This window comes from Kribbella qitaiheensis (genome assembly GCF_014217565.1).
Taxonomy (GTDB): Bacteria; Actinomycetota; Actinomycetes; order Propionibacteriales; family Kribbellaceae; genus Kribbella; species Kribbella qitaiheensis_A.
Genome location: NZ_CP043661.1, coordinates 3,745,115 through 3,761,946 on the forward strand (window position 1 = coordinate 3,745,115; position 16,832 = coordinate 3,761,946).

The window sequence follows — 16,832 nt, forward strand, 5'->3', positions numbered from 1 at the left end:
GAAGGGTGGTTGAAATGACAAAGACGTATCGCGTCACGGCCCGGCGGTGGGAGCACGGGTGGGAGTTGCAGGTTGACGGTGTCGGGGTGACCCAGTGCCGGCCGTTGGCGGATGCGGAGCGGATGGCGCTCGACTATCTCGCTACCGAGCTTGGTGGTGAGGCTGCGGACTACGCCGTCGACATCCGTCACGATCTTGGCGGGGTCGAGGTCGAGGCTGCAGCCGTTCGCCAGCGCATGGTCGAGGCCCAGGCGGCAGTTGATACGGCGGCCGATGACATGCGACGCGTTGTTCGCCAGCTACGTGGCGACGGACTGTCCGTGCGCGACACCGCGACGATTCTCAAGGTGTCGCCCGGGCGCGTCTCGCAGCTCGCCAACGATCATCCGAAGTCCCGGAAGGCTGTTCCCAGGGTTGGGGCTCCGCGGCAAGTTGCCTGATCGGCGCTAGAAGATCAGGGACAGGAGGAGGGTCATGGCCAGGCCCATGATGGAGATGATGGTTCCATTACGGACCAGGTTTTGATGGTTTCGCCTACGGTGAGGCCGAAGTACTCCTTGACGAGCCAGAAGCCTGCGTCGTTGACGTGGGAGAAGAAGAGGGAGCCGGCACCGACGGCCAGGACGAGCCCCGCTTTATTCGTTCAGCCAGGATTGGATCGTTTCGGCGTCCGGGCGGGCTTCGGTACCGATGGCGTGCGGCACGAAGCGGGCGTAGTAGTCGGTGATCGGTCCATCCGATTCACGAACCATCATGCCCGCTGCGACGCCGTCGACGACCCAACTGCCGATCACAGCCCGATTTCCTTCGTACGACGGCAGCGGGTACCACTCCTGGTAGACCATCGTGTCCGTGTCGTACGGCCCCGACTGGATGTGGTCGACCGGCTCGGCGATCGTGTGGATCCGGATGTTGCTGCCTTCGCGCCCGTGCAGCGGCTTCGCCACCCATTCGAGCAGGTCGCCCGGCGAGCCGAGGTACGCCGGGAGCAGGTTCGGGTGGTCCGGGTAGAGCTCCCACAGCACCGGCAGGATCGCCTTGGTGGACAGCATCGTCTTCCAGATCGGCTCGATCCACTGCACGGGCTCACGCTCGACCCCGGCCAGGATGTACTTGCCGAACTCGTCGTCGAGCATGTCCTCCCACGGGTACAGCTTGAACGCGGTCCGGATCTTCCGCCCACCCCAGTCCACGAAGGCGCGCTGCGCCGACTCCCAGCCGAGGTCCTCGATCTCGTGCCCGTACGTCGCCAGCCCGGCCATCGCCGCGGTGTCGCGCAGGTAGGCGACCGTCATCGCCTCTTCGCCGGTGGTCTCGGACCCCGAGTTGAAGAAGTGCGCCTCGTTACCGGGAAAGGCGCCGGCCGTACGTCGCTCGGTCCACCACTTGACCAGCCGGTCGTGCACCGAGTTCCACTGGTCGGCATCCGGGAACACGTCCTCGAGCCAGTTCCACTGGATCACCGCGGACTCCAGCAGCCCGGTCGGGGTGTCGCCGTTGATCTCCAGCATCTTCGGCTCGACCCCGGACCAGGCCAGGTCGAACCGCGCGTAGACGGACAGGTCCTCCCGCTTCAGCGACTGCTGCACCAGCGACAACGTCCCGGACGCCAGCCCGAGCTGGTCGTCGCTGAACCTGGTCACCATCACCGAGGCCGCGTGCTTGCACATCTGGTAGAGCTCCTCGGTGACGCGTTCGAGGTGTAGCACCTCGTCCATCGTCACTTCGTACCAGGCGCTCTCGTTCCAGTACGGCCGCTCGCTGCCGTCGGGCATGTCGGTCATCGGGAACACCAGCCCCTGTTCGACGACCTTGTCCTTCCAGCCGGGTCGCGGCCGGATCGAGTGCCGCCACATCAGCCGCCCGAGCCTCCCTTGCCCGCCTTGCCGAATCCGCCCCGGCTGATCTTGCCGATGTCGCCGCCCTTCGTGTCCAGGCCGCCACGCTTGATCGTCGGCGAGCCACTCGCGCCCGGGCGGGTGCTCGGAGTCGTGAAGGTCCCTTGGCCGGTGTTGTACCGGCCGCCGATCGGCGGCACGAGGCCGCCGCCCCGGGTCGCCATGTAGAACCAGAAGAAGCCCGCGCCCGACCCGTGGTACTCGCGCTCGTCCTTGCAGTTGCCGTCGTCGGTCCGCTCCTGCGTCTGCGGGTCGACGCAGATCGCGGCGTAGTCGGGCTGGTCGTCGTCGTTGGAGCAGCCGGTCAGCGAGGCCGCGACCAGAGCAGTCAGGCCGAGCGTGATCCCGGCACTTCGCATCCGTCTGCGCTGTTCCGTCACGACGCCACCTCCCCTTCGGTAGGCGGCTTCATCGAGAACATGATGATCGCGCCCACCACCATCGTCACACCCACGACAACCAGGGAGCCTGTCGCGGCGTTCGCGACCGCCAGCACCAGAATCAGGACGAATCCCGCCGTCGCCAGCAACGGCACCACTACCCGTTGCAGCACCCGCCCCCGGATCTCACCACTGAAATAGACCGGTACTGCGGCCGCGGTCGTCACGTAGTACAGGGAGACCAGGATGGAGACCGCACCGACCGAGTCGGCCAGCACGGCGTCGGAGGTGAGCACCAGCACCACATAGATCAGCAGGCTCACTCCGGCGAACGCCCAGGTGGCGACACTCGGGGTGTCGAAGCGGGACGAGATCCGGGCGAACTGCCCCGGGAACGCATCGCGGCGGGCCATCGACAGCATCGTCCGCGCGGTCGGCAGGATCGTGGTCTGGGTCGAGGCGAGCGCCGAGGCCAGCACCGCGGCGATCAGGAGCTTGCCACCGGCCGTACCGAGCAGGTCACCGGCCAGGACCGAGAAGAAGTCGCCGTCCGAGACCTCCGCGAGCGTGTCCGTCCCGGCGTACGCGATCGCGGACCAGGCGACGACGACGTACAGGACGACCAGGATCGCGTTCGCGGCGAGTGCGGCTACCGACGGCGTACGGCGTGGGTCGCGCGTCTCCTCGTTGACGCTGAAGGACGAGTCCCAGCCCCAGTAGAGGAACACCGCGATCAGCAGGCCGGTCGACCAGCTGCCTTCGCCGGTGGTCGAGAGCGCGGGGATCCTGAAGGAGTCGGCCGCCCAGAAGGCGTTGACCGCGAACCAAAGCAGCGCGAGCAGCTCGATGCCGAGCAGCAGCAACTGGGTCCAGGCGGCGATCCGGATCCCGCGGTAGGCCAGCACCGCCATCCCGACGATGAACACGGCACCGAGTCCGGCTTGGGCGACGCGCGAGTCGGCGGCGCCATCGAGTCCGAACAACACGTACGTGTAGACGGAGGCGACCTGGGCCAGGTTCCCCATCACCAGCACGCAGGCCATCACGGTGGTCCAGCCGACCATCCGGCCGATCCCGCGGCCGAACGCCTTCTCGGTCCAGCGGAACGTCGTACCGCAGTCCGGCTCGGCGGCGTTCAGCTCGCGGAAGCACAGCGCTACCAGGACCACCGGGATCGCGCTGACAGCCAGCATGAAGGGAGTGGCCGCGCCGACCGTGCCGGCGAGCAGCCCGACGGACACGGCCAGTGAGTACGCCGGCGCGGTCGACGAGACGCCGATTGCAGTGGAGGCGCCGAGCCCGAGAGCGCCCTTGCGCAGACTCCGGCCGCGCGAGCGCGAGTCACGGGTCGTCGTCATGGTCCGGCCAAGACTGCCATGCCGGACGGGCGGGGCTCATCAACCCGCCGGTGGATTCAGTCGCTCATCAATTGGGTAACGGTGACGAGCGTGTAGCCGCGGGCACGGAGCGTGCGGACGATCTCGGGGATCGCCTCGTCGGTGAACGGGGCGTTGTCGCCGCCGTGCAGGTGCAGGACGACGATCGAGCCGGCGCGCACGTTCGACAGCACCTGCTTGATGATCGGCTTCGGCGACTTGGCGAATCCGTCGGCGCCGGGCACATCGAGGCCGACCGCGGTGACGCCGGACGGGGCGAGTTCGTGCAGGGCGGTCCCGTCGTAGCAACCTCCGGGGAACCGGAACCATCTGGTCGGATGCGGATCCAGCTTGTCCAGGAGGTCGACCGCCCGGCGTACGTCGGCCAGCATGTCGGCGACGGGAACAGTGCCCAGCGTGTAGCAGTGTTTGGTGAAGCCGCGATGGTCGTAGGTGTGGGTGCCGAGCTCGAACAGCGGATCCGCCGCGAGCTCCCGGGTGCGGTCGGGGTACTGCTCCATCCACATCCCGGTAAGGAACAGCGTGGCAGGGACCTTCATGGCACGAAGCTCGTTGATCAGCGCCTCGTTGTAGTACGACTTGACCTTGCCGTGCTGGAGGCGCTGGCGCATCAGGGCGGTGAGATCCGCGTCGAAGGTGAGCGCGATCCGCTTCTTGTCCCGAGGCCCGTGCTGCACGATCGGCAGCAGATTCGTCTCGTGCGACTCCCCCGGCCTACTGGTCGGCCGCGGGAACGACGACGGGCTGCTGGGCGGAGGTGACGTCGTAGTACTGCCAGTACTTGGAAGCGTCTGGTTCGGAGTAGGAGTAGCCGCCGGCCCATCTCCGCATCCAGTCAGTACTACGCACGCAATCGCGACAAGCGCCGCAATCCTGATTCCCCAGTAATCAGTCATAGTCCCCAGTATGACTGGGGCTACTCGACGACGAGGTTGAGGCGCTGGATGCCCCAGTTGTCGGTGGTGAGAGCCGCTCGACCTACTTAGTCAAGGTCTCGATGTAATTACCTTCCAGCCACTGTCAGTCCAGGTTGACGGCGATGTATTTCACGTCCAGGTACTCGTCGATTCCGACCGTGCCGCCTTCGCGGCCGAGGCCGGACTGCTTGACGCCACCGAACGGCGCGGCCGGGTTCGAGACGATGCCCTGGTTGAGCCCGACCATCCCGCTCTCGAGCGCCTCGGCGACCCGCAGCGCACGACTCAGGTCCTTGGTGAACAGGTACGACACCAGGCCGAACTCGGTGTCGTTGGCCATCCGGACCGCCTCGTCCTCGTCCTCGAACGAGGTCAGCGGCGCGACCGGCCCGAAGATCTCCTCCTTCTGCAGCCGGGCACTCGCCGGTACGCCGGCCAGTACCGTCGGCGGATAGAAGTACCCGTTGCCCTTGGCAACCAAACCACCGAGCAGCACCTCGGCGCCCTGGGCAATCGCATCGGCCACCAGATCGGCGACCTTGTCCCGCTGCTTCGCGTCGATCAGCGGCCCGACGTCGACACCGTCCTCGGTCCCACGGCCGACCTTGAGCGCGCCCATCCGCTCGGTCAGCTTCGCACCGAACTCGTCGATCACCGACGAGTGGACGTAGATCCGGTTCGCCGCAGTACAGGCCTCGCCGCCGTTGCGCATCTTCGCCAGCATCGCGCCCTCGACCGCCTTGTCCAGATCGGCGTCCTCGAACACGAGCAGCGGCGCGTTCCCGCCGAGTTCCATGCTGGTCCGCAGCACCTGGTCGGCGGACTGCTCGATCAGCTTCTTGCCGACCGGCGTCGAACCGGTGAAGGACAGCTTGCGAGCCCGGCCGTCCTTGATCAGCGGCTCCATCACGCCGCCGGAGTCACTGGTGGTGAGTACGTTCAGTACCCCGGCCGGCAGCCCGGCCTCGGTCATCAACTCGGCCAGCTTCAGCATCGACAGCGGCGTCTGCGCGGCCGGCTTGATCACCATCGTGCAGCCCGCCGCGACCGCCGGTCCGATCTTGCGGGCGCCCATCGCGGTCGGGAAGTTCCACGGGGTGATCAGCAGACAGGGGCCGACCGGCTGCCGCATGACGACGAAGCGGCCCTTGCCGTTCGGGGCGATCTGGTAGCCGCCGTCGATCCGGACCGCCTCTTCGGCGAACCAGCGGAAGAACTCCGCGGCGTACGCGATCTCGCCCTTGGACTCGGCGACCGGCTTGCCCATCTCCAGCGTCATCAGCAGCGCGAGCTCATCGGCCCGGGCCGTCATCAGTTCGAAGGTCCGGCGCAGGATCTCGCCGCGGTCCCGGGGCGGCGTGGCAGCCCACTCGGCCTGTGCCGCGACGGCCGCATCCAGCGCTGCCAGGCCGTCGGCAACACTGGCGTCGGCTACCGAGCAGAGCGTCGTACCGGTGGACGGGTCCTCCACTGCGAGGGTCTTACCGCCCTCTGCCGCTCGCCACTTGCCCCCGATGAACAGGTCGGTAGGACACGCTTCGACGACTTCCTGCTCTCGCGACATCTGCTCTGCCTCTCCAGGGATCCGTACTGTCGGCCGTACCCACACTAAGCCGATCGGATTCAGGCAGTGTCGATCTCAGGCAGCAGCAATCAGGCAGTTGCTACGAAGTGCGGCGCAGAGCGCGCGACACTTCGTACCGAGCGAGTCAGTCCAGCCGCGGCGGTCCGCAGGATGGCGGAGCGGATCAGTCCGTCGTAGGCCAGCGGGACCAGCATGATCTCGTCAGCTCCCGTGTCGGCTGCCAGCGAGGCCAGCTCCGAGGCGACAGTCGCCCGCGATCCGACGATGTGTCCTGGGTCGTCCAGCAGGCGTTCAGCCTTGTGCCGCTCGCGAGTGGTCAGCGGCGGGGCCAGCAACTCCATCAGCTCAGCTGTCGTCGCTCTGGACCCCGCTGCGTTCAGGCGGAGCTTGATCCGGACGTACTCCGCGAGCCGGATCACCGCCTCCTCGTCGGAGTCGGCCGCCACCAACCCGACAGTGACAGCGAGGTACTGCTTGCCCGTGGGCCCTGTCGCCTGGAAGGAGTCCCGGTACGCCGATGCTGCCGCGAGCGTTGTCTGTGACGTCGTGTGGTGAGCCAGGAACACCGGCAACCCCCGTACTGCGGCCACCTGCGCCTCGTGCGGCGAACCGGCGAGCACGAACACGGGTGGCGGCAAGCCGGCCAGTGCGAGCCGGACATCCCCCACCGGAGCACGCCCGGGCAGACCGTCCCGGAGGAAGCCGCAGAGTTCGTCCAGCCGCTGGGGGAACGCGTCCCAGCCGACATCGGTCTTGCCGAGTGCGGCCGCGGTGGTCGGTGCGGCCGCGACCGGGGCCTTGCCGACACCCAGATCGATCCTGCTCGGGTACGCGGCCGCGAGTGCCGCGAACTCCTCGGCGATGACAAGCGGCTGGTGGTTCGCCAGCATCACCGCGCCCGAGCCGAGCCGGATCCGGTCGGTCCGGGCGGCCAGGACCGCGGCGAGCACTGCAGGAGCCGCACTGCCGATCCCGCGCACACCGTGGTGCTCCGCGACCCAGAAGCGCCGATAGCCGAGGTCGTCCGCCGCCTGGGCGACCTCGACGGTCTCCCGCAGCGCAGCCGCCGCCGACTGCCCGGCCAGCTGCGGCACCACGTCGAGGACCGAGTGGGCAGAGACCGGGAGACCGGGCGTAACAGGGCTGAACACCTAGCCACCGTCGCAGTTGCCCGGCCGGCGCACATGGGTGATCGGCCCCCATGTTCACGTCGGTCTCCACGTACGTGAACACCGGGTGGGTGGGGAGGGAATTTGGGTGTCCGGAGCTCTTGCCCGGTCCATCACGGCTCAGGCATCGTTCACGGCGTTCGGTCACATCCATCCCTAGAAACGCAACCGAAGGAGGCCATCGTCGAGAACGCAGAGCAGCGGGGGCCGGCCAACGGTTGCCCGTACTACCGGAGTTCCTGATCCGGCCTGACCTTCCACCAGAGGTTCGACCGGCCAGGCGCTGCTGCCGCGGGATGGTCAACCCCCAGTCGCCATCCCGCGGTGCGGCAGCACTACCCACCCGGAGCTCGTGCCGGGTGAGGAATATGGGGGCTCGGTACCCATGGCAGCACCCGGTAGCCGATGGCACCCTGAGCCCGTGCTCAACTCCGCGACCACCGGGACGCTCCCGGCCGGCCAGGCAGACGCCTGGTGGACGGCCGGTATCGGCCCGCACGAATCAGGCCGGCAGATGCCTGCCTGGGCGGAGTACGTAGAACGTAGTACCGCCTCGACCGCCGACCGTACGCCGGTGGCGGGCGACTGGAGACAAGCTCTGGTCAGCTGCCTCGCACCGTTGCTGGACTCGGCCCGCCACGACCTGGCCGCGGCCGGACACAACGGCGTAGTGGCCGAGCAGTTCCTGCAACGACTAGGACATCGCCTGGTCCGGTCGGCAGCTCGCACCCTGGTGCTCGAGCTGGCCCGGGCCCGGAGCCGGAAAGAACTGGCCGGCGCGACACCGGCCGAGCGTTTCCTGAACTTCACCCACCGGCTCACTGGAGGGAGCGAGCTGGCGGAATTCCTGGCCGCATACCCAGTGCTGGCCCGGGTTTTGGGCGAGGCGTGCCGACAGGCTGTCGAGGGTCACCTCGAACTGCTGGCCCGCCTCGCCGAGGACCGCGAGCTACTGGTGACCGAATTGCTGGCCGGCGTCGATCCCGGCGCACTCGTCAGCGTCGAGCCCGGGGGCGATCCCCACCGTGGCGGACGATCGACAGCCACCCTCACCTTCGACGACGGCACCCAGGTGGTCTACAAACCCCGGCCGCTCGACCTGCACCTGCACTTCAACGAGCTGACCGACTGGCTGAGCGGCAAGACCGGTCTGGGCCTGCGGACCGTCCAGGTGGTGCCCCGGCCGGGCTACGGCTGGCTCGGGTTCGTCGAGCACCAGCCCTGCGCCGACCTGGCCGAAGTACGCCGCTTCTACTACCGGCAAGGTGCTCTACTGGCCCTGCTGTACGTGCTGGACGGCACCGACATGCACTACGAGAACCTGATCGCGGCCGGCGACCAACCGGTGCTCGTAGACGTGGAGACACTCTTCCATCCGAGCCAGCAAGGTATCGGCGTACTAGGACAGGACCCAGCTCACTCGGCGCTCCGCAGCTCGGTCTACCGCACCGCCCTGCTGCCGTTGCTCTTCACCGGCGAGCACGGCGTCACGGACATCTCCGGACTGGGCGGCGACGCCGGCGAGGTTTCGCCTGTCAACAAGGTCGACTGGGCCGACGCAGGCCTGGACACGATGCACCTCGTCCGGCGTCCCGGCACGACACCCGGTGCTCGCAACCGTCCCCGGCTCGACGGGGTCGCGATGGAGCCGCGGGACCACGAGATCGCTTTACTGACCGGGTTCCGGGCAGCGTATGAGGCGATCGCCTGGCACCGCAAGGAGTTGCTCGGGCCGGACGGACTCCTGGCCCGCTGCGCGACCGACGAGATCCGGTACGTCGCCCGGCCGACACACACCTACGTGACCCTGCTCGAGGAGTCGACGCATCCCGACGCGCTCCGCGACGCGGACGGCCGGAGCCAGCTGCTCGACCTGCTCTGGGAGGCCGACCCGTCGGTACGCCGGCTGGTCCCGTACGAGCTGGCCGACCTCTGGGCAGGCGACGTCCCGCTCTTCACCGCCCGGCCGGACAGCCGCGACGTGTGGGCCGCCGACGGCAGCCGGGTGCCACAACTCCTTGCCAGCAAGGGACTTGCCGAGGTCGAGGCGAAGATCGCCGCGATGAGCGAGGTCGATCAGCACCGCCAGCAATGGCTCATCTCGGCCTGCCTGGCCACCCGCCCGGAACCGGTCGTCCATGCCTGTACGACGAACAGGGCCGGCCTCGGCGCGGCGGAAGCCGATCCGGAACGGCTGCTCGCGGCCGCCACCGACATCGCCGACGAGATCATGGCGCAGGTCCTCGGCAGCAGCGGCGGCGCGGCGAACTGGCTGAGCCTCGAACTGCTCGACGACCACCATTGGGCCGTGATGCCGATGGGCGCCGGCCTGTCGAACGGCTTCACGGGGACCGCGCTCTTCCTGGCCCAGATCGGTGCGCTCACCGGCGCCCAGAAGTACAGCGACCTGGCCAGGGACGCGATCCGGCCGATTCCCTTGCTGCTGGAAGCGCTCTCGGCCTGGCCGGAGACGGCACAGATCGTCGGGCCCGGCCTGCACGGCCTCGGGGGAATCAGCTACGGCCTCGACCGGCTCAGCTATCTGCTGGACGACCCGGACGTCACCAAGTGGCTGGCGGCATCCCTGGAACTCAGCGAGCAGCTCAGTCCCGACCCCGACCACTTCCCCGGCTACGTCGAGGGCGCGGCCGGCGGACTCGCCGCTATGCAAGCGATCCGCGGTCTGCCTGCCGCCGCGCGACTCGCGGCCCGGTACGCCGACGAACTGGTCTCGGCAGTGGACCGCGCGATCCCCGCCCCCGGCCCAGGGTTCGCCCGTGGATACCAGGGAATCGGCTGGGCGCTCGGACAGTACGGCCTACCAGGCAGCCCGTACGCCGACGCGGCGCGGGCAGCCATCGACCTGGCTGCTGTCAACCAAGATGGGCGCGACCAGCCGGCCGACGCCGGCTGGTGCGCGGGCGGAGCCGGTGCCACCCTTGCCCGGCTCTCCGCCGGCACCCCGACGGACCTCGACACCTATCTGAGGACCGCCACAGAACGTCCGGTACTCGCCGACATGAGTCTGTGTCACGGCGAGCTCGGCGCGGTCGAGCCGTTGTTGTGGCTCACCGGAAGCGATCACCCAGCCACAGAGGCGGTCCGGAAGCGCCGGGCCGGGCTGGTGCTCGCCGCAGTACAGCAGTACGGGCCGCACTGTGGCACGCCGCGAGCCGTCACCTCACCAGGCCTGCTGACAGGCCTGGCAGGGATCGGCTATGGCCTGCTCCGGCTCGGTTTCCACGGACAGGTTCCGTCCGTACTGCTGCTGGAACCCACCACCGGTCTGCGGCGCCCATCACAGCGCACCGGCCGGACAGAACACCATTCGACAGGGGAAACACCATGACCGCCCAGCACAACCAGCCGCAGGACCCGCTCGCCACCCAGCCGGTCGACGAGCCGATCGACCCGATCGGCCCCATCACCCTGCCCTCGCGCGGCCGGCTCGGCCTGCGGGCCCTGGCCCTGGTCGGGACCGCCAGCGCACTTGCCGTCGGCGTCATCGAGATCGTCGACGGCTGCGGGACCTTCACCTCGATCAGCGCTCCGCACTGACCGACCGGCCGCCAACCGCTCCGGTCGGCCCGGCTGCAGCAAACGTTTGACGCAGCCGGGCCGCCGGAGGCGACCGGCCGAACCCACTGCGATCGCCCGGGTCCGTGGATAGAGTTTGCAATCATGCAGACCCATTCGCCCGGTGTGGTCGGCAGAGACGGGGAGATCGATCAACTCGACCACCTTCTCGCCGAGGCTCGTGCCGGGCGTGGGGCTGCGGTCTTCCTGGTCGGCGAGCCCGGCATCGGCAAGAGCCGGCTGGCCGCGGTTGCCACGACGCTGGCACTCGATCAGGGCATGGCGACGCTCCGCGGCCGGGTCGGCGCGATCGGCACGATGGTCCCGTTCCGACCGTTCACCGAAGCCCTGCTGTCGTTGATCCGGCGCGGTGAGATGCCCGATCCGGAGCGGCTCGGGCTTTATCGCCGGGTGCTCGGCCGGCTCGTTCCCGATTGGGGCGACGGCGATGTGCCCGAGGGCGGGATCTCCGCCGTCGTCCTGGGTGAGGCGATCCTGCGGCTGCTCCAGCTGGTCGGCCGGGACCGCGGCTGCCTGCTCGTGCTCGAGGACCTGCACGGCTCCGACCCGGAGACCCTGGCCGTGATCGAGTACCTGCTCGACAATCTCCAGGACCAGCCGATCGCCGTCGTCGCCACCCTCCGTCCGGACCGTACGCCGGCCGCCGAACTCGCCCAGCTCGCGGCTCAGCGCGGGACCGCGGCGCTGGTCGAACTGCGCCCACTCGACCGCGAGAACGTCAGAGAGCTGGCGGCCGGTTGCCTGGAGGTCCCGTCGACAGGAGTTCCCGATCGGCTCGCCGAGCGGCTGTGGACCGACAGCGCCGGCGTCCCTTTCATCGTCGAGGAACTGCTGCAGGAGGCCAGCCGGTCCGGACAGCTGGTCTCGGCGACCGATGGCACGGTCCAGGTCGTCGACGACTTCCGGATGACCGTGCCGGCCGCGGTGGTCCGCAGCATCAGCAGCCGGACCGACCAGCTCGGACCACAGTCGCGGGAGATCCTGGTGCTGGCGGCCGTGATCGGCCATCGCTTTCCGCTCAGCGTGGTCAGGCATGCCAGCGGCGTCGACGAGCGGCAACTCCTCGCGACCCTGCGGGCCGGACTCGCGGCGCAGCTGGTCGGTCCGGACGAGCCGGTGCCGGACTGGTACGCGTTCCGGCATCCGCTGACGGCCGAGGCGTTGCTGGCCGGCCTGAACCCGACCGAGCGGGCCGGCCTGGCCCGGCGCTGCGCCGATGCGATCGAAGAGCTGCACGCCGGCCTTCCGGGCGAATGGTGCCCGATGGTCGCCGAGCTCGCCCGGGTCGGCGGCGACGTGGCCCGCGCCGGCCGGCTGTTCGCACTGACCGGCCGACGGTCCTTCGACGAGGGCTCGATGGCCTCCGCGGTGAACCTGCTGGACCGCGCCAACACCCTGCTCGCCGAAGATCCCGACATCGCCTACCGTGCCGAAGTACTCGGATCATTGCTGCTCGCCTTGGGCGAGACCGGTCAGTTCGAGCACCCCGCTGTCACGGCGGCCGCGATCGAGGACCTGGCCAACCGCAATCTCGACAGCCGCAAGGTGGCGGCTCTGCACGTCCGGCTGGCGGGAGTCGAGCACTTCGCCGGCCGCTGGTCGTCGGCGTCCACCCATGTCGCCGTCGCGCGGTCCCTGCTCGGGCCGGACGCGGACGACTCCGACCTCGCACCGCTCGACGCGATGGCAGCGGCCCTCGAACTGGCCAAGACGAGCCCGGGACGGTTGAAGTCGGCGGCCCAGCTCGCCACCCGGGCGGCCGAGGCGGCCGAACGGGCCAAGCTCCCGGCGGTCGCCGTCGAGGCCTGGCAGCTGCTCGGCATCCTGTCCCGCGAGCACGATCTCGACCAGTCGATCGGCTACTTCCGGCGGGCCCGGCAGGTGGCGGCCGAGCACAACATGGCCGTCCAGCAGAACCTTTCGCACATCTTCCAGGCCGGCACGATGTGCCTGGCCGACGGCGACGTGACGGAGCTCGAACACGCCCGCCAGCAGGCGCTGCGGATCGGCGCGATTCCGAGCGCCTACGAGGTCGACGGCGCACTCGGCCAGCAGGCGATCCTGCGGTCGGAGTACGAGAAGGCAGCCGAGATGATCGAGGCCTGTCTGACCGTGACCAAGCGGCTGAAGCTCACCCGCGGCGCGCCGTACGTGCTGGTCACCAAGGCCGTCCTGGCCGGCCATCAGGGCCGCCGGACCGAGATGGAGGCGATCCTCTCGGAGCTGGCGACCTGGGGCGAGCGCGCCTCGCACGAACTGCCGCTGTCCTACGGACTCGCGCGGACCTTCTGCGCCCTGCTCGAGGAGAACCGCGAGCTGGCCGAGTCCGACATGGCCCAGGCCCTCGCGTACGACGCGCAGAACCCGACCACCTTCCACATGGCCGGGAAGAACGGACTGGGGCTCCTGCTGGGTGTGCTGGCCGGGCGCAACGGCTGGCCGCATTTCGAGGCCGTCTCGGCGACGGCGGGCAGCCGGATGCGATGGAACCGGCAGTTCGTTCAATGGGCACATGCGGTGCTGCTGGGCCGGGACGGACGCCCGGAGGAGGCCGACGCGAAGGCGGCCGAGGCGATGGAGACGTCCTCGCTCTATCCGATGGCGCGGCATCTCGGGCTGCGGATGGTGGCCGAGCCGGCCCATGCCGATGGGTGGGGTGAGCCGGTCGCGTGGTTGCGGCAGGCCGAGGACTACTTCCACATCGCGAACGTCCAGCCGGTGGCGAGCGCGTGCCGGAGTTTGATGCGGCAGTTGGGGGCGACGGTCTCGCAGCGCCGTACCGGGACCGACCAGGTGCCGGCGAATCTGCGCCAACTGGGGATCACCACCCGGGAGTACGAGGTCTGCCGGTTGCTGGTCGACCGGATCGGGAACAAGTCGATCGCGTCGAGGCTGCACATCTCGCCGCGGACCGTGGAGAAGCACGTCGCGAGCCTGATGACCAAGACTCAGCAGCCCGACCGTGAGGCACTGAGCAGCTTTGCCCGCACAGTGCTGCAAGACTGACCTCAGGGCGTTGTAGGACTGATCCCTGAGCGGGTGCGTGTGCTGGGCAGCACGGCGCCCGGACAGTGATAGTTGTCAACTCACGGATTTCCAGAACGCACCGCCCGCGCCTGGGAGTGGTTTAATTTATGAACGCTCGCTTTATATATAAGATGGGCGAGTGGCAGGCAAGGGGTCGGACATGGGCAAGGGAACGGTCGGCGGCGGCGGTACGACGATGCTGCGGCGGATCAACGTCGCTGCTGTGCTGGACGCGGTCCGCCGCTCGGCACCGGCCCCGCTGCGAGTCGCCGAACTGGTGGAACGGACCGGTCTGGCCAGACCGACCGTCGCACAGGCGGTCGACGAGTTGCTGGACAACGGCTGGCTGCAGCAGCACGGGCCGGATTCGGCGGACCGTTCGCTCGGCCGGCCGGCCATCCGGGTGTCGCTGCGCGGCCGCGCAGCGCCGGTGCTCGGCCTGGACGTCGGTCCGCACCGCGTCACCGTGGGCGTCTCCGACCTGGCCGGTCGCAAGCTTTCGCTCGTCCGCCGGTCCGGCCCCGGGTGGACCGCCCAGGAGCTGCTCGGCGTCATCAGCGAGGTGATCACCGAGGCACTGGCCGAGGCGGAGGTGCCGGCCGAGGACATCGCGGCCGCGGTCGCCGCCAGCCCCGGCATCGTGGACGAGCACACCGGCCGCGTCCAGCTGGTGCCGAGTGTGCCCGGCTGGTCCGCGGTCGACCTGACCAAGCATGTCCGTAGCCTGCTCGACTGCCCGGTCATGCTGGACAACGACGCCAACCTGGCCGCACTGGCCATCGCCGCGGCCCGGGGTGGCACCGGGACCCTGCTGGCGATCCAGTGGGGTGAGCGGCTCGGTGCCGGCATCGTGATCGACGGCCGGCTGCACCGCGGCACGGGTGCCGCCGGTGAGATCGGCTTCATCGCCACCGCGCCGGACGACGTGATCAATCCCGAGGACAGCCGCGGACCGCTGGAACGTGCGGTCGGCTCCGAGGCGATCGCCGAGCTCGGACGGCAGGCGGCGCTGGCCAACCCGGACTCGCGACTGGCGGAGCTCGGTCGCGACCAGCTGGACACTGCCGATGTGTTCGCCGCGGCTGCCGAGCGCGACCCGGTCGCCCAGGCCGTCGTGCAGCAGGTCGCGCGGGACTTCGCGAGGGCACTTGCCCCCGCAGTACTGGTTCTCGACCCGACGGCCGTGGTGATCGGTGGCGGTGTGGCCCGGGCGGGCGCCGTGCTGCTCGACGCCATCTCCGACCAGCTCCGGTTGCTGACGCTGAACCACCCGAAGCTGGAGCTGTCCGCTCTTGCCGAGGACGCGGTCGTCACCGGTGCGATGCGGATGGCGCTGGACGAGGTCTGGCAGCGCAAGCTTCCGACACCGGCGCTGACTACTCCTGCTTAGTCGCTCAGCGCCCTAGTCGCTCAGGGCGTTGGCGATGGCGTCGGGGCGGTCCAGGTGGACCAGGTGCGCCGAGTCGCTGAGCACTTCGATGCCGATTGTGTTGAGCTTCGCGGCCAGCTTGCGTTGACCGGCCAGCCAGCTCTTCGCGGTGAAGCGGGAGCTGCCGCCGGTGGCTACCAGGACGACCGTCGGCGGCAGGTTCGACGGCAGGCTCTGGAGCAGCGCCTCCACCTCTGCGGCCAGCGTCCAGCTGTTCGCCAGGTCGTCCCAGAACAACAGCCAGGAGTTCGCCGCGCCGTACCGGGCCCTGGCGGTTGCCTTGGACAACAGATCGCGGTTGGTCGCACTGCCGACCCAGACCAGTAGCCGGCGCAGGCTGGGTCCGATCAGCCGCGGCAGGCCGGTCCGGCCGACGGAGGTCAGGAACGAGCGGATCATCCGGTCGGCCGGGGTGCCCGGATAGAGCCAGCTCCAGCCCGTCTCCGAGGTGAGGCTGGTGTCGATCAGGACGAGGCGCTCGATCTCGCCGGGATGGGTCAGGGCCCAGCGCAGTACTGCGAGGCCGCCGATCGAGTGGCCGGCCAGGCGGACCGGAGTACCGGCTTTGGTTGCCGCTCGCAATTCGTCCACCGACGAGGCGACCGGGGTCTGCCACGGGTCGAGCACCCGGATGTCGCGTCCGGGCAGCAGGCCGAGGACCCGGTCGAACTCCTCGGGAGTCTCGGCCAGGCCGGGCAGCACGATCCACGGTGTACTCATTTGATGAAAGCCTGCCTCAAGCCTGGTAACAGCGTCGCCATCAACAGACAGACCAGCAGGACGGAAACCCGCTGCAGGATGCCCGGCGGATGCAGATCGTTGCCGGTCAGCACCTCCACGCCGGTCTCGATCCCGAGCCAGGCCTGGGTCACCGCGACCCCGCCCGCCAGCACCGCGATCGCCTTGGCCGGCACGCCGCCCCAGCCCAGCCGGCGCAGTACGAGGACCGCGAAGATGCCCATGGCAACACTCCCGACGCCGGCCAGTGTCGAGGTCGTCTCGTGCAGGATCAGCGCCGCGCCGGTCTGGCCGTTCGCCTCGGCATCGCGGCACGCCTGGCTCAGGGACGGCGCGCAGTCCATCGGGAATACCGCGTCGGACATCGTCCCGACGCCGAACACAGCCGCGCTGACCAGCAGCCCGCCCACATCGCGGTGTATCCGGATCGCTGGACGGCCGAGGATCGCGGCGAGCACCAGCAACACCCCCGAGCCGAGATCCATTGCTCGCGCATACGGACCGGTCGATTGGTCCTTCGCGCCGAGCTCACTGAGGAACGAGTAGTGGATATTCAGCGGGAATCCGGCCGCTACCTCCAGCAGCAGGCTGCAGTAGAGCACTCCGGCGCCGACCATCACGTCGCGCATCAACCGGTACTGGAGCCGGGCGGGGACGGCCATCATGCGGGCCAGAGTCGCATATCGGTTCAAGTC

13 protein-coding genes and 1 pseudogene are annotated in these 16,832 nt (G+C 69.1%); 5 read left to right on the top strand and 9 right to left on the bottom strand.

Going from position 1 to position 16,832, the window contains the following annotated elements; all coding sequences use genetic code 11:
* Positions 1-14: 14 nt before the first annotated feature.
* Positions 15-440, top strand: a complete 426-nt coding sequence (locus tag F1D05_RS17410; protein ID WP_206686244.1) for an antitoxin HicB — start codon at positions 15-17, stop codon at positions 438-440.
* A gap of 6 nt (positions 441-446) precedes the next feature.
* Here the strand turns inward: F1D05_RS17410 and F1D05_RS17415 are convergent.
* The 7 genes and pseudogenes from F1D05_RS17415 to F1D05_RS17445 all read right to left on the bottom strand — a co-directional run.
* Positions 447-628: pseudogene (locus F1D05_RS17415) on the bottom strand (gluconate transporter); the annotation flags it as partial.
* Positions 629-635: 7 nt separating this feature from the next.
* On the bottom strand, positions 636-1,856 hold the full coding sequence (locus F1D05_RS17420) for a glutathionylspermidine synthase family protein (RefSeq protein WP_185448637.1): 1,221 nt from the start codon (positions 1,854-1,856) through the stop codon (positions 636-638).
* Positions 1,856-2,278 carry a hypothetical protein gene (locus tag F1D05_RS17425; RefSeq protein ID WP_246486779.1) on the bottom strand — a complete coding sequence of 141 codons (423 nt, stop codon included), beginning with the start codon at positions 2,276-2,278 and terminating at the stop codon, positions 1,856-1,858. The genes F1D05_RS17420 and F1D05_RS17425 overlap by 1 nt, the downstream gene beginning before the upstream one ends.
* On the bottom strand, positions 2,275-3,636 hold the full coding sequence (locus tag F1D05_RS17430) for an APC family permease (protein WP_185448638.1): 1,362 nt from the start codon (positions 3,634-3,636) through the stop codon (positions 2,275-2,277). Before F1D05_RS17430 ends, F1D05_RS17425 begins: the two co-directional genes overlap by 4 nt.
* Before the next feature lie 56 nt (positions 3,637-3,692).
* Positions 3,693-4,571, bottom strand: coding sequence for a polysaccharide deacetylase family protein (locus tag F1D05_RS17435; RefSeq protein WP_246486780.1), 879 nt, complete (start codon positions 4,569-4,571; stop codon positions 3,693-3,695).
* A gap of 124 nt (positions 4,572-4,695) precedes the next feature.
* Entirely contained in the window at positions 4,696-6,156 is a 1,461-nt protein-coding gene (locus F1D05_RS17440) for an NAD-dependent succinate-semialdehyde dehydrogenase (RefSeq protein WP_185448639.1), read from the bottom strand.
* A gap of 89 nt (positions 6,157-6,245) precedes the next feature.
* Positions 6,246-7,328, bottom strand: a complete 1,083-nt coding sequence (locus F1D05_RS17445) for an MsnO8 family LLM class oxidoreductase (protein ID WP_185448640.1) — start codon at positions 7,326-7,328, stop codon at positions 6,246-6,248.
* A gap of 439 nt (positions 7,329-7,767) precedes the next feature.
* Between F1D05_RS17445 and F1D05_RS17450 the strand changes: the two genes are divergently transcribed.
* The 4 genes from F1D05_RS17450 to F1D05_RS17465 all read left to right on the top strand — a co-directional run bounded on the left by F1D05_RS17450 (position 7,768) and on the right by F1D05_RS17465 (position 15,360).
* Complete coding sequence (locus tag F1D05_RS17450; protein WP_206686245.1) at positions 7,768-10,695, top strand: type 2 lanthipeptide synthetase LanM family protein; 2,928 nt, start codon at positions 7,768-7,770, stop codon at positions 10,693-10,695.
* Positions 10,692-10,904, top strand: a complete 213-nt coding sequence (locus tag F1D05_RS17455; RefSeq protein WP_185448642.1) for a hypothetical protein — start codon at positions 10,692-10,694, stop codon at positions 10,902-10,904. The genes F1D05_RS17450 and F1D05_RS17455 overlap by 4 nt, the downstream gene beginning before the upstream one ends.
* Before the next feature lie 123 nt (positions 10,905-11,027).
* Positions 11,028-13,949 carry a helix-turn-helix transcriptional regulator gene (locus F1D05_RS17460; protein WP_185448643.1) on the top strand — a complete coding sequence of 974 codons (2,922 nt, stop codon included), beginning with the start codon at positions 11,028-11,030 and terminating at the stop codon, positions 13,947-13,949.
* Positions 13,950-14,109: 160 nt separating this feature from the next.
* Entirely contained in the window at positions 14,110-15,360 is a 1,251-nt protein-coding gene (locus F1D05_RS17465) for an ROK family transcriptional regulator (protein ID WP_185448644.1), read from the top strand.
* Positions 15,361-15,372: 12 nt separating this feature from the next.
* On the opposite strand, the gene F1D05_RS17470 is transcribed toward F1D05_RS17465, so the two are convergent.
* Positions 15,373-16,119: an alpha/beta fold hydrolase gene (locus tag F1D05_RS17470; RefSeq protein WP_185448645.1), complete on the bottom strand. Its 747-nt coding sequence runs from the start codon at positions 16,117-16,119 to the stop codon at positions 15,373-15,375.
* Complete coding sequence (locus F1D05_RS17475; RefSeq protein WP_185448646.1) at positions 16,116-16,829, bottom strand: DUF998 domain-containing protein; 714 nt, start codon at positions 16,827-16,829, stop codon at positions 16,116-16,118. The genes F1D05_RS17470 and F1D05_RS17475 overlap by 4 nt, the downstream gene beginning before the upstream one ends.
* Positions 16,830-16,832 lie beyond the last annotated feature (3 nt).